9 protein-coding genes and 2 pseudogenes are annotated in these 13697 nt (G+C 53.6%); 10 read left to right on the forward strand and 1 reads right to left on the reverse strand.

The genetic code is table 11. The annotated features are described in order from the left end of the window. Positions 1-319 precede the first annotated feature (319 nt). Positions 320-550, reverse strand: a pseudogene (locus J5278_RS31250) (IS3 family transposase); the annotation flags it as partial. Between the two features lie 324 nt (positions 551-874). On the opposite strand from J5278_RS31250, the gene J5278_RS24740 reads away from it, so the two are divergent. From J5278_RS24740 to J5278_RS24780, 10 genes and pseudogenes are all read left to right on the forward strand, one after another. Further along, positions 875-2329, forward strand: a complete 1455-nt coding sequence (locus tag J5278_RS24740; protein ID WP_209186546.1) for a UbiA family prenyltransferase — start codon at positions 875-877, stop codon at positions 2327-2329. Further along, positions 2326-3663, forward strand: coding sequence for an FAD-binding oxidoreductase (locus J5278_RS24745; protein WP_209186547.1), 1338 nt, complete (start codon positions 2326-2328; stop codon positions 3661-3663). Before J5278_RS24740 ends, J5278_RS24745 begins: the two co-directional genes overlap by 4 nt. A gap of 27 nt (positions 3664-3690) precedes the next feature. Continuing rightward, a pseudogene (locus tag J5278_RS24750) lies at positions 3691-4221 on the forward strand (SDR family NAD(P)-dependent oxidoreductase); the annotation flags it as partial. A 12-nt stretch (positions 4222-4233) separates the two neighbouring features. Further along, positions 4234-4413 carry a hypothetical protein gene (locus J5278_RS31255; protein WP_247749898.1) on the forward strand — a complete coding sequence of 60 codons (180 nt, stop codon included), beginning with the start codon at positions 4234-4236 and terminating at the stop codon, positions 4411-4413. Beyond that, positions 4413-5345 (forward strand): NAD(P)-dependent oxidoreductase, encoded by a 933-nt coding sequence (locus J5278_RS24755; protein ID WP_209186549.1) that lies wholly within the window; start codon positions 4413-4415, stop codon positions 5343-5345. The genes J5278_RS31255 and J5278_RS24755 overlap by 1 nt, the downstream gene beginning before the upstream one ends. Positions 5346-5354: 9 nt before the next feature. Beyond that, on the forward strand, positions 5355-6638 hold the full coding sequence (locus tag J5278_RS24760) for an NAD(P)/FAD-dependent oxidoreductase (RefSeq protein WP_209186550.1): 1284 nt from the start codon (positions 5355-5357) through the stop codon (positions 6636-6638). Then, positions 6635-7057, forward strand: a complete 423-nt coding sequence (locus tag J5278_RS24765) for a GtrA family protein (RefSeq protein WP_209186551.1) — start codon at positions 6635-6637, stop codon at positions 7055-7057. Before J5278_RS24760 ends, J5278_RS24765 begins: the two co-directional genes overlap by 4 nt. Next, positions 7054-9405 carry a hypothetical protein gene (locus J5278_RS24770; protein WP_219258771.1) on the forward strand — a complete coding sequence of 784 codons (2352 nt, stop codon included), beginning with the start codon at positions 7054-7056 and terminating at the stop codon, positions 9403-9405. The genes J5278_RS24765 and J5278_RS24770 overlap by 4 nt, the downstream gene beginning before the upstream one ends. 122 nt (positions 9406-9527) lie before the next feature. Further along, on the forward strand, positions 9528-10667 hold the full coding sequence (locus J5278_RS24775) for a hypothetical protein (protein WP_209186553.1): 1140 nt from the start codon (positions 9528-9530) through the stop codon (positions 10665-10667). 117 nt (positions 10668-10784) lie between these two features. Next, on the forward strand, positions 10785-13670 hold the full coding sequence (locus tag J5278_RS24780; protein ID WP_219258772.1) for a glycosyltransferase: 2886 nt from the start codon (positions 10785-10787) through the stop codon (positions 13668-13670). The last annotated feature ends 27 nt before the right edge of the window (positions 13671-13697 follow it).

Here is a 13697-nt window from a genome sequence, read left to right on the forward strand (position 1 = left end):
CGAAGTATGTCGGTCATGATGCATGGGAGGATCAGCTCACGCCATCTCGAGCGCGAGGCCATTCTGTCAATCAGCATGCAAAGTCGCCCCTTCTTTCTCGGGAGAGGAGTCTCGATCCTGATTCAACGTCGATTTGATACTTTACTTAAAGTCATCAGCGGGTCACTCTAGTTCGTCTCCTCAACACGCACCTTAAAGATTTACTTCCGCCCTTTCCACCAACACTCACCGCGAAGGCTCTTTACCTCTGCTGCATGTGGCGGTTAGAAAATTTGCCCCTCGAGGCCTACTTCGGGGGCGGGGCCGCCCCCCCCCGTCTTCGGTAAAGCTCCGCTCTTGTCTCAAGCCGAGAAAAGGCATTCACAGCACACGACCTCCTCATATTTGAACGCCAGAGTCGTGGGCGAACACGTTGTCTCGCCACGCACCCTGGCCATCCATCGAGATGGCAATTTCCGCCTTTTTCAACACCTCCGCAAAGTCGACGGAGGCAAGCTGCGACATCCTGGTCCGTGTTGAAGATTTTCGGCTTTCCGTAGCGGGCAAGTGCTCCTCCACCGCTTCGATTCAGAAGGCTGCTTCCCGAACAGGACGTGATCGATGCTCCGGAAGACTTACGGCGTGAAGTCGATGAACTTGTAGGACGCACCCATGCGGCCGACTGGCGATTTTGGCCAACGATCATGTCGACCTGCATATACTGTTATTGTTGGATAAGGTTTCGGTGAGTCTGCGAACTAAACCTTTGTCCTTATCCTTGAGAAACAGGATTTGCTCTCGCGTAATAAACTACCGTGACGCGAGTCCATTGAGTGGTTTTTTCTGGAGATCCACCGTATAGAGGCTTTGTGAGGAACCATTCAGTTAGGTTTTTATGAAGACGTCAGATTTATCCGCAACCCTCGGGGTTGTCACGCATTTGCCCATCGTTGTCGATCTCGACGGGACGTTGGTGCTGTCCGATACCCTCTACGAGACGGCGGCGATCGCGTTGTTTCGCAACCCCTTTGGTTTGGCTCGGTCCCTGCTCGCCCTTTGCAAGGGACGTCATGCCCTAAAGGCGAAGTTGGCCGAGGAAGTCGACGTCACCGAGGAAATACTGCCGCTGCGCGAAGATCTAGTGAAGTGGTTACGCGAAAAGGCTGATGAAGGGCACGAGTTGCACTTATGCTCGGCGGCCGATCAAACAATTGTTGACAAGGTTGCCCAGCGAGTGGGTATTTTTGCTTCGGCTACTGGCTCCGCCATTAGTAATCTGAAAGGTAAAGCCAAAGCGGAGTATCTGTCCGAACGTTTTGAAGAAGGCTTTATCTATGCCGGGGATCATGCTGTGGACCTGCCCGTCTGGCGGGCTTCGGCAGGAATAGTGCTCGCGGGCGTCACGACGCAGGTGGGGCGTCGAGCAAAGGCACTTGGTAAACCCGTCTTGAAAGAGTTTCATTCGCCTTCGTTGACACCGAAAGAGTTCATGAAGGCGATCCGAGTTCACCATTGGACGAAAAACGCTTTGCTATTCGTGCCGCTCATACTTGCGCACGAATGGTCAGATCTTCCAACCGTGTCGCACGCGATCCTAGCATTTTGTTGTCTTCTTGCAGTAACCTCGGCGACCTACTTGCTCAATGATATCGCTGATCTTAATTCCGACCGTCAGCACTGGTCCAAGCGCAACCGCGCTATGGCTAGTGGTCGTTTGTCGATCCGCGCTGGATTCCTTTTGGCTGGGGGGCTACTACTTGGCGGATTTACATTCGCAATACTGTTGTCCCCGAAGTTTGCGACCGCGCTAATGGCGTACCTGGCTATCACTGCCTGCTACTCGCTCGGGCTGAAGAGGGTACCGCTCCTTGATACATTGATCATTGGGGTCTTGTTTACGACGCGTCTCATCATGGGCACCGCATTGCTCGACAACCCCCGACCGGCTTGGTTGCTGACTTTCGCGGTGTTTTTCTTTTTCTCTCTCGCGACGGCAAAGCGTCATACGGAGATTGTACGTGCAGCGTCCAGCGGTGCGAATAGTCTCAGAAGCCGCGGTTACGAGTTAGAGGATGCGGCTTTGACCCTGGCGCTCGGTGTCGGCGCAGCGATAGCCTCGCTCGTGGTGTTCATGATCTTCGTGTTGCAGGAGCTGACGCCCGGATTTGCCTATTCGCGTCCAGAACTACTCAGCGGCATTTCAATTATGTTATCAATCTGGCTGGGCCGCATATGGCTTCTATCACATAGAGGGCAAATGAACGATGACCCGGTGAGCTTTGCCTTACGCGATCGGGTGAGTATCGCACTCGGCATCATCGTCGCGCTGCTCTTCCTGGTGGCGCTATGACGGTATTCAACCGCCAAGATGACTTTGGCTCATGGGGCAATGTGCTAAGGGCGCCGCATCAGGTGGCGCGGCCCTTTTGGCGTGACCAGTTGCATGCAACTGCGCTCGGCGGCCACCAGCAGGGACTGACGTTGCTTGGCGCAGGTTTGCGCCGGTCTTATGGAGATAGCGGCCTCAATCCTGAAGGTGGCATCATCGACATGACTTGTGTCGACCGGATTCTGCAATTTGACGGAGCTCGGCGTCTTCTGCGTGCAGAAGCCGGCCTGTCGTTCAACTCACTGCTGCAACTGATCGTGCGGCAAGGGTTTTTCCTGCCGGTGACGCCAGGCACGCGATACGTAACGCTTGGCGGTGCTGTCGCAAACGACGTGCATGGCAAGAACCACCACCGCAATGGTTCAATTGGCCGGTGGATACGCCGACTTAGTCTGTTGCGTTCGAACGGTGAAGAATTGCAGTTGTCACCGAGCGAGAATCCTGAATTGTTTGCTGCAACGATCGGTGGGCTTGGATTGACAGGCCTCATCACATGGGTGGAACTGGAGCTCACAGCGATTGATAGTGCTATGATCGATGCTGAGACGATTCCGTTTGAGGATCTCAACGCGTTTTTTACTCTTTCCAAAGAAAGCGAGGAACGCTTCGATTATACGGTCTCTTGGATCGATTGCCTGGCTAAGGGGTCATCTATCGGGCGCGGTCTGTTTTCGCGCGGTAACCATGCCGTGGTTGGTTCGCGACTTCTGGATCGTGGAAACACGCGCTTTTCTATGCCGTTCAACCTTCCGAGTTTAGCAATGAACCGCTACTCGATCAGCGCCTTCAACGCCCTTTATTACTGGAACGGAAAGCGAAAAGCGGGTAGATCCCGGGTTCCGCTCCATTCCTTCTTCTATCCGCTTGACTCGATCGGCCGCTGGAATCGTCTCTACGGCTACAAGGGAATGTTTCAGTATCAGTCTGTGGTTCCTCCAGCTGTGCAGTGGGACGCAACGAAGGAAATGCTGACAACTATATCGGCGAGCGGCCAAGGCTCATTTCTTGCGGTTCTCAAGACGTTCGGTGCTGCAAAGTCGCCTGGTATGCTGTCGTTCCCTACCGAGGGTACGACTCTTGCGCTTGATTTTCCCAATCACGGGAGCGAGACCCTGCGGTTAATGGAGCGGCTGGATGCCATTGTGCTCGAAGCTGGCGGCCGCCTGTATCCCGCCAAGGATGGCCGAATGTCGGCTCAAATGTTCCAGAGCGGTTTTCCTGCTTGGCAGGAGTTCGCCAAGTACGTAGATAGCGGTTTCAGCTCCCATTTTTGGCAGCGTGTCTCGCGAATATGAAGGGTTACTAAATTGCGCGTCATAATTTTGGGGGCGACGTCCGCCATTGCCGCGAGCACAGCGCGTCTCTATGCAAAGGATGGGGCATCGATTCTTCTCGTTGGCAGAGATGAGAGCCGGCTGTCACAGATGGCAGTCGATCTGAAAGCCCGTGGCGCTGAAAATGCCGTCGTTGCCACGAGTGATCTGGCGGCGACAACTGACATCGAGCAGCAGTTCGACCAGTTTGTTGAGCAGATCGGAGGCGTCGATCACGTCTTGATTGCCTATGGGACCCTCGGAGATCAGGGCCTCGCCGAACGCGATCTCGTCGTCGCTGAAGAGATATTTCGGGTTAACTTCACCTCCGCTGCGGCATGGTCGCTCGTCGCGGCCAATCTGCTTGAAGCGCAAGGAAGGGGTAGCCTGGTTGTCATTGGTTCCGTCGCTGGAGACCGGGGTAGACGAGCGAACTTCATTTACGGGGCCGCCAAGGCCGGCCTTGAAGCGTTGGTAGAAGGCATTGCCCACCGCTTCGCCAACAAGGGGCCACGGGCCATCTTGATTAAGCCGGGCCCGACGGTGACGCCAATGACCGAAGGAATGAACCGGAAGGGCGCTCTCTGGGCCAAGCCTGAGCAAATCGCCGCCATCACCTACGCCCGCGCCCACCGCGGCGGGCCGATAGCCTATGCGCCCGGGTTCTGGCGCTACATTATGCTGATCATTCGCAACCTGCCTGCGGCGATATTCAATCGGATGGAAATCTAGTGGAGAAAATCGTCATAACTGGAGCCGCCGGACTGGTCGGGCAAAATGTCATCGCTCGCCTGAAGGGTACGCCCGGGCTGAAGATCGTCGGCATCGACAAGCATCCTAGCAACACTGCGCTGCTGCGCAGTCTGCATCCGGAAATCGAAGTGATTGAGGCCGACCTGGCGATTGAGGGCCAGTGGATGGATGCCTTTGCCGGCGCAGACTCGGTGCTGTTGAACCAGGCCCAGATTGGCGGACTGATCGAGCAGGAGTTCACCGATAATAACGTGACTGCCACGGAGCAAATCGTAGAGGCGATGCGCCGTCATGGCACGCCATATTTCGTTCATATCTCCTCATCAGTAGTCAACTCCAAGGCAGACGATTTCTACACGCGCTCCAAGACCACCCAGGAGCGGTTCATAGACACCGTCGGCGACATCCCACATGTGGTATTGCGCCCAACGCTGATGTTCGGCTGGTTTGATCGTAAACATTTGGGCTGGTTGCGCCGCTTCATGGATCGCGTACCGGTTTTCCCGATTCCAGGCGATGGAAAATTCATCCGTCAGCCGCTTTACGTCGGGGATTTCGCGAGCATTATCATCTCGTCTCTCAAGAACAAGCAGGTTGGCACCTACGACATATCCGGGCTTCAGCAAACTTATTACGGCGATGTCATTCAGATGATACACGACACCGTCAGACCCAAGGCGCGCATCGTGCATATTCCCTACCAGTTGTTCTGGTGGCTGCTTTTCGTCTATGGCAAGGTTTCAAAAAAGCCGCCGTTCACAACAAGCCAGCTGGAAGCTCTTGTGATCCCCGAGACTTTCCCTGTGATCGACTGGCCGACTATTTTCAACGTCCAGGCGACGCCGCTGAAGGATGCCATTAGTGAGAGTTATCTCGACCCGCGTTACAGCAAGATTATACTGGACTTTTAGGAGAAGATGATGAGCCGAGTTGTGGTCATCGGCGCTGGCGCCATGGGGTTGGCGGCTGCACATCGCGCGGTGCAGCTAGGGCATGAGGTCGACCTGATCGAAATTGACAGCGTCCCAGGTGGCATGGCCGCGCATTTCGATTTCGGTCCGCTGTCGATCGAGCGTTTTTACCATTTCGTGTGCAAGTCGGATGAGCCGACCTTTGCCTTGATGCGCGAGCTTGGGATTGCCGACAAGATGCGTTGGCGCGCTACTTCGATGGGTTATTTCATCAAGGGAAAAATCTATCCCTGGGGGGATCCGATTTCCCTGTTACGGTTCCCGCATCTTAGCCTAATGGCCAAAATCCGCACTGGCCTGCAAATGTTCATAACCACCAAATCCAAGAGCTTCAAATCGATCGAGGACAAGACTGCCCGCGAGTGGCTCGAAAGTGGATCGGGCAGAGAAGTCTACAACACGCTATGGAAGCGGTTGATGAACCTAAAATTCTACGAGCTTGCTGACGATATTTCCGCCTCGTGGATCGCCACCCGCGTACGCCGTATTGGAAGTTCACGACGTTCCCTGTTTCAGGAAGAACTTGGATACATCGAGGGCGGCAGTCAGACCCTGGTCGATGCGCTCGTGTCGGCGTATACTTCTAAGGGCGGCCGTTTACATCTGGCAACCTCGGTAGAGAAGGTCGAGACGGAGGCCGGCAAGGTGAAAGGCGTGCGGGCCGGCGCTAGGTTCTATCCTGCCGATGCGGTCATTTCCACCGTCCCAACCCCGCTGATTTCGACCCTTGTGCCAGACCTGCCGGAGGACGCGAAGGCGCAATATGACGCGATCCGCAATATCGGTGTGGTATGCCTTATTTTTCGGCTTAAGAAGTCGATTAGCAAGCATTTTTGGATCAATATCATTGATGAGACGATCGAGATCCCAGGTGTGATCCAGTTCTCCAACTTGCGTCCCGTTGAAGACACAGTAGTTTACGTGCCATACTACATGCCCATTACCCAGCCGAAGTGGCAGTGGAGCGACCAGGAATTCATCAATGAAGCGTTTAGCTACATCCGCAAGGTCAATCCTGCAATTGCCGCGACAGACTTTATCGACGCAAAGGTCGGCCGTCTAAAATATGCGCAGCCTGTCTGTGAGCCCAATTTCCTAGACAAGCTGCCCCCCATCCAAACTGCGATCGCCGGTCTACAGATTGCCGACACCTGCTACTATTACCCCGAAGACAGAGGTATATCAGAAAGCGTGCGCTACGGTCGTGACATGGCGGAAGCAGTGTCAACATGAGGTCGGCATTGTCTGGTCTCTTATCCAAGCCATTTGTCAGATTTGCGATCTCGGGGGGCTTGGCGGCGGGCGTCAATATCCTTTCGCGGATTGCCTTATCTCAGATAACACCCTATTCGATAGCTGTTACGATCGCTTATTTGTTCGGCATGACCACCGCTTACGTACTGATGAAACTGATGGTGTTCGAACAGACTGGAAAGCGCGTTCACGAAGAGTATATCCGGTTCGCGCTCGTCAATGTCGTGGCTTTCGCCCAGGTTTGGTTGATAAGCATAACTTTGGCCCGCTACCTACTACCGAAACTAGGAATACAAACGCAAGCAGAGACAATTGGCCATATCATTGGGGTACTCAGCCCCATTGCGACTAGTTATTTCATGCACAAGTATTTTACTTTTTCGAGGCGCGGCACATGAGGGGAACGTCTCTTAGAACGGTCCGATACGGCCTTCTTCTTTTTCTGATGTGCGTAATTTTGTTTTACGCAAAATTCCAGCCGCTTCGTTTTCATCTAACCGAAGCCGGCCTTGATCCTTCTTGGCAGGCAACTCTCGCATTCGCCACTGAGCAGAGATGGCGATTCGGTACTGACATCGTGTTCACGGGTGGTCCGCTGTCGTCGCTCTATTCGCGGCAGTATGTTGGTGCATATACATACGCAGTTGCGGTTTTATCGATCCTTGTATTGCTGCATCTTGCAGTTTCGACCGCCACGGTTTTTAGGGATGGTGCCAGTCCCTATTCCGCTGCTTTGCGGTTCATCCTATTAAGTGTTTGCTTGATATACTTTGATACCTTCTTTCTAATGATGCCATTGGTCACCGCGCTCGTGTTCATAAACGGCGGTGGTCGAAATCTATGGCGAAATGCGCATTCGGCGGTCGGCTCGCTCCTGTGCGGAATCTTGTGCCTCGCGAAGTTTTCCATTTTTCCCCTATCTCTTATAACCGTCATTATACTTGACGTATTGACCATCCGCCGCAAGGCCGTCCCCGTTCAGACGGTGATGCTATTCATCGGAACAATTGTTGGCTTTACCATCAGTGGTCAGCAGATAGATCATTTGCCCTCGTTTTTTATTTCCAGCCTTGAGGTCTCCAGTGGCTACTCCTCGGCTATGAGCCTGCCTGGTCGATTTGCGGAGGTCAGCGCTTGGCTGATGCTTTCCGCAACCTTTGTTTTTGCTCTCGTACGACAGTCTTATATAGGCAGCGGTTCGAAAGATCCGCTCGCCGACGGGGCAAAGGTTATTGTAACCGCTGCCTATCTGTTTATCGCTTGGAAGGCCGGCTTTGTCCGTCATGACCTTCACTCCCTTATTGCTTGGAGCAGTCTTTCGGTGGCAGTCATCCTTGCGGGTTTCATGAGCTTGAAGCCTTTCAAGCCTGCCTGGTGCGGCATCGCTACGCTTGCAGTTCTCACTATCATACCGCCCTATGTGCTCGTATATAAGTTCAAGTTTCCGCTCCCGTTGGCCGTGGCCGAAGAGACTGCACAGGTCGTCAGTCGCGGTATTACGGACACTATTTCATTGATTATTGAACCGACAACTTGGCAGAAGCAACTTGAAGAACGACGCCAAATTTCACTTTCTGAAATTCGTCTAAAGCAGCCACTTCCCAAGCTTGAGGGGACCGTCGATATCATCCAATCAGAGCAGTCTGACCTTATCGCTAACGGCTTGCACTTCACTCCACGACCAACTATCCAGGAATATACGAGCTATTCAACTAAGCTAATCGCTCGTAATCACGCTTTTTTTGAAGGGAATCGGGCGCCGGACTATCTGTTTATGGCACCCGGTTCCATTGATGGGCGTCATCCAGCATCTGCGGAAGGCTCCTTGTGGCCCTTGTTTTTTGCATCATACAGTCCAGATAGTGACCTAGGACGCAATCTGCTTCTTAAGAAGCGGACGATGCCGATTGCGGGTGTAGAGGGGCAAGTGGTCCGCGTCGAGGCGAAGATGGGTGAAAAGATTCCTTTGCCCAATCAACCCGGTCCGATGATGCTATCGGTAAAAATGCATCCAACGGTTTTGGGGCGTCTTCTCGACTTGCTGTATCGACCCCCGCTTACGGCTTTAATCGTCACCTACGAGGATGGTAGTGAGACGGCCTACCGGATCATCCCGGCGATGGCTGCCGAAGGTTTCCTTATTTCCCCACTCGTCAGTACCCCATCAGACTATCTGATTGTGTCGACCGGCCACTCTCAAGAGGCGCATCTGCAAACTGCAAAATCTGTTGCGGTCGGCGAAAGCGCCTCAGTGCGATTGGCTTTTCAAAGCGACATCAATGTGGAGTTTACTCCGTTGAATAACGATGCGTTGAAGCGCGCGGATTCGGGAGCCCTCGTCTCGCAAAAGTTGACAGAACTGAAACGCCTCGAGCTGCTTGTCGCCAATAATCCTCTTAACGGGCAGACTCTGGCTGCGGTACCGGAAGGCATACTTGCTCATGCGCCGTCCAAACTGAGTATACCTGTTGTCTCCGGCGCCAACCTGAAGCTAGCGTTCGGAATGCGTGCAGGGTCCTGGAAGGATGGAGGTCAAACCGACGGGGTCTGCTTCGTTGCGACGGCTGTGACATCGACCCTAATGCAAAAGTGCCTCGATCCAGTCAAAAACAGCGATGATCGCATCGAGCAGGCGCAGATAATCGCTATTCCTGAAGGCGTTTCGACAATCGAGTTACGCACCGACTGTGGCAAGACATGTACTTGGGACTGGAGTTACTGGAGCGAGGTAAGTCTTGAGAAATAATCCTGAACCAACGGAATGTATTGCATTGCGGTTAACGAACCCCCAGTTTAATAGCGGGTACCTTCCTTCGAGTAGAAAAATTGCATCCTCTTAACAGATATATCCAAAATATTGACACAAATTTGAACGAATCAAAGAATTCTTCGGATTTTGGTTTCTTAATTTTTCTCTTAATATTATCTGTCTTTGTTCTTCTTGTCAGAGCTCCTGACGTATTCCCACCAAGATTTTGGGCTGAAGATCTGTTCCAATTTATACATGAATATCAGATCTCGGGCTTGTCCAGCCTCTTTCGACCTTATGCTGGTTATCTTCACGCTGTTCCGCGATTGTCGGCAGCCGCACTGAGCGTTCTACCGATTGAATGGGCGGCTTGGTGGTTTACCCTGGTGATGTTTGTCGTCACCCTTTGGGTAGTGAGTATCCTCATCCGAGTGATAGGCGGCTGTTTGAGTGCCACTGTGGCCGCATTGTCTGTTATTATTGCGCCCGGTTGGTCGGAGCCCATTGGTAGTGTTACCAATCTTCAGTGGATCATGGCTCCCGCGCTACTATGCGTCATCCTCAGATCGGGCTCCTTCCGAAAACGCGAATCTATAACCTTCGTGCTCCTTTCGTCGCTTTCGGGTCCCTTTTCAGTTGCGTTCGGCCCGATTGTCTTTGCGTCTGTGCTCGTGAACAGGCTCAAAAAGGGACAGTGGAACTGGGAAGCTTTGACCTGCGGTGCGTGTGCCGCGATCCAGGTCTGTGTCATCATTTACTCGTCCACTCCCACCGCTACAGAACCTCCCCAAATTCTTTGGCTTCTTTGGCGTCTGACGGAACTTCCGTTCCAGCTGTCACTCTGGCCCTTGGGCGCGCTTTTACTTCTGGCGTCGACCGTTTGGCACGGTGATGACAAATGGTTCCGCGCTGCGATATTGATTGGCGTGTTGTCTCTGACATTGATCATAGCTTTCAAGTTCAATCATCAACCGAGCATTTTTGTAAGCGGCACCGTCGCTCAAAGATATTGGTATGTCCAAAGCGTGCTATGGCTCCTCATTGCTGCATCGGCGTTGCGCGAACGTTCTCTGCTTTTGAAAATTGTCGGCGCTGCCGGCCTGATAGTGATGATGTGGTACTTGCCATTCGAACCGAAAAGCCGGGAGTGGCCATGGGCTACGGAAGATTGGCCAGCGTTCACCACGCGCGCGCGCGAAGGGGAGGCGACGTTCAAGTACGCCCCTAACTGGACATTTAACCTCCAGCTGAGCCATTAAGAGTTGGTTTACGATGCTTGTCCGGGTCGGAAGACGCCGTCAGGCTAACGCGCGGGTTGAAGCTATGCGCCAATCGGTGCTAGCAGAGATCGCGGGATCTCATAAAGGGTGTACCAGGTGAATAAAGTTCCTTCACAGACGGATTATGATGAGAACTACTATCGAAGCCATTGTGGCGGTCTTAATTACGACCGCAGCGAGCCGCATTGGTCACGTTTTTTTGGAACGATAGCCAGGCACATTACCAATGATCTTCGCCCCCGGACCGTTTTCGATGCAGGATGTGCGAAGGGCTTTCTGGTCGAGGAATTGCGAAAGTGCCATGTGGAGGCGTTTGGAAGGGACTATTCCGAATATGCGGTGGGCGATATGCCGCAGGCGCTCCAGGCTTTTTGCGAGGTCGGCTCGATCGCCGATCCCATTGACGGCACGTATGATCTTGTTACATGCATCGAAGTGCTGGAGCACATGCCTGAAGAGGATGGGCGCAGGGCAATCGCCAACCTGTGCAAAGCCAGCGACACCATCCTGTTTTCTTCGAGTCCGGATGACTTTACCGAGCCGACCCACCTGACGGTGCGGCCGCCGCTGCACTGGCTTAAGATGTTCAAGCAGCACGGTTTTGGTCCCCGTTCCGACTATGATGCAAGTTACTTATGCCCTTGGGCCATAGTGCTCGAACGCCGGGGCACCCCGGTGACGGATGAGGAACTGACTGCGTATGCAACTTTGGTGTTCACGCGCATGGAGCAATCCCGGCAGATGCAGAGGTTTCATGAAGACCTCGCTGCCAATTTAGCGCGCGTGCATGACGAGGCAGAACGGCGCTTACAAGACGCCCAAGCGGAGCACGAGAGACACGTACTTCAGAAGCAGAAGGACTTGCAGGAAGCTCAAAGAGGCTTGCAGGAAGCTCAAAGAGGCTTGCAGGAGGCTCAGAGTGAGATTGCAGGCCTGCATAATGCAATCAGTCATTTAAATACGGCTTTGTCTGAACAGTTGATGCGCCACGATGAAGCTCTTGATGTCATGCGCCGTTCGACCAGCTGGCGTCTTATGGCTCCATACCGATTGATCGGTCATCAATTCCGGCGCGCGCTCCATGTCGCTCGCGTGGTGCCGAAACTTGCCAGGAGCCGCGGTGGCTACTTTGCTCTGCTACGCTCGGCTAGGCACGTGATCTCCAAGGAGGGTCTGCTTGGTATCAAAAGAGCATGGCGGCGTGCAAACGACGCGAGAAATCAAGCGCTTGCCGAACACGGCATCATCCTACCTAGCAGTGACTACAAAGTATGGTTGCAGCTTTATGCGACGTTGGATGATAAAGCGCGTCAGCATATGAAGCGGCAGCTAGCGCGGTGGAAGCGCCCGCCGCTAATCTCGGTGGTTATGCCAGTCTACAATCCGGATCTGCCGTGGCTTGAGGCTGCAATCGATTCTGTCCGGAATCAAATCTACCCCAAGTGGCAGCTCTGTATCGCCGATGATTGCTCGACCGACTCGGGCGTGAAGGAATTTCTCGACCGCCAGTCCAAGAAGGATAAGCGGATCAAGGTCACCTATCGTTCAGCGAACGGACATATTTCGGAAGCCTCGAATTCCGCACTGGAACTTGCCACGGGCCATTGGATGGCACTGTTAGATCAAGACGACCTTCTCTCCGAGGACGCACTTTTCTATGTAGCGAAGGCTATTATCGATAACCCCGCCGCTGAGCTGGTCTATTCTGATGAAGACAAGACCGAAGACGGTCAGCGCTTCTCGCCCTATTTCAAGTCCGACTGGAACCTCGAACTACTACGCACACACAATATGATTTGCCACCTCGGAACCTATAAAATTGATCGGGTGCGGGCTATAGGTGGGTTTCGGAAGGGATTGGAGGGATCTCAAGACTATGACCTCGTTCTTCGTTTCTGCGAGGGCTTGACTGCAGCCAACGTCGTTCATATTCCCCGGGTTCTCTACCATTGGCGTAGCCATCCCAACAGTACGGCTCAGGCTAATGCCAACAAAAGCTATGCGGTTGTCGCGGGTCAGAAAGCCCTTGAGGATCATCTGCGGCGAATCGAGGTTGATGGGCAGGTCGAGATCCTGGAATCGGCGATGTACCGCGTCCACTACGCTCTTCCGGCGGAGCTACCGCTCGTTAGCTTGATCATACCGACCCGAAACGGTTTAGATCTCCTTCGGCAATGCGTGACATCTATCCTCGAGAAAACGACCTATCCAGCTTATGAAATCGTAATTATCGACAACAACTCCGATGACCCGCAAACCTTGGCCTATTTCCGCGACATCGTTGCAAACCCGAAGGTCCGGGTCGAGCGGGACGAGCAAGTCTTCAACTATTCCGCAATCAACAACCGGGCCGTCAAGCTGGCGAACGGAGATTATATTGCGTTGATCAACAACGATATCGAAGTTATCAGCCCGGATTGGCTGAGTGAGATGATGTCTCTCGCCACACAAAAGGGCGTCGGCGCTGTCGGCGCGCGGTTATGGTATCCAGATGATAGGCTGCAGCACGGAGGTGTGATCATAGGTCTTGGCGGTGTTGCCGGACATGCACACAAGCTCCTAAAGCGGGGCAATCCTGGTTATTTCCGTCGGGCGGAATTGCCACAGGATCTCAGCGCTGTGACGGCAGCCTGTCTCATCGTGAAGAAAGCAATCTTTGAAGAGGTTGGCGGCTTCAATGAAGTCGACCTCAAGGTTGCCTTCAACGACGTCGATTTTTGTCTGAAAGTCCTTGCGGCGGGCTACCGCAACGTCTGGACGCCCTACGCGGACCTATATCACCACGAGTCAGCCACGCGAGGTGTGGAGGACACTCCGGAGAAGGTGGAGCGTTTTAACCGAGAGGCTGGATACATGTACAAGCGCTGGGAAACACAAACTAAGCCCGATCCGGCTTATAACGTCAACCTGACCCTCAACAGTGAGGATTTCTCGCTCGCTTGGCCACCGCGCAACAGCGGGGATCCGACGCTTGCATCCTGATACAGCCTGGCGTCCGTACTTGTTTTT

Origin of the sequence: Rhizobium sp. B21/90 (genome assembly GCF_019355815.1) — a bacterium.
GTDB lineage: Bacteria > Pseudomonadota > Alphaproteobacteria > Rhizobiales > Rhizobiaceae > Rhizobium > Rhizobium rhododendri.

Excerpts from the sequence above, each read along its gene's own strand:
- J5278_RS24740 (WP_209186546.1), top strand. The coding sequence starts at position 875 with ATGAAGACGTCAGATTTATCCGCAACCCTCGGGGTTGTCACGCATTTG.
- J5278_RS24745 (WP_209186547.1), top strand. The coding sequence starts at position 2,326 with ATGACGGTATTCAACCGCCAAGATGACTTTGGCTCATGGGGCAATGTG.
- J5278_RS31255 (WP_247749898.1), top strand. The coding sequence starts at position 4,234 with ATGACCGAAGGAATGAACCGGAAGGGCGCTCTCTGGGCCAAGCCTGAG.
- J5278_RS24760 (WP_209186550.1), top strand. The coding sequence starts at position 5,355 with ATGAGCCGAGTTGTGGTCATCGGCGCTGGCGCCATGGGGTTGGCGGCT.
- J5278_RS24765 (WP_209186551.1), top strand. The coding sequence starts at position 6,635 with ATGAGGTCGGCATTGTCTGGTCTCTTATCCAAGCCATTTGTCAGATTT.
- J5278_RS24770 (WP_219258771.1), top strand. The coding sequence starts at position 7,054 with ATGAGGGGAACGTCTCTTAGAACGGTCCGATACGGCCTTCTTCTTTTT.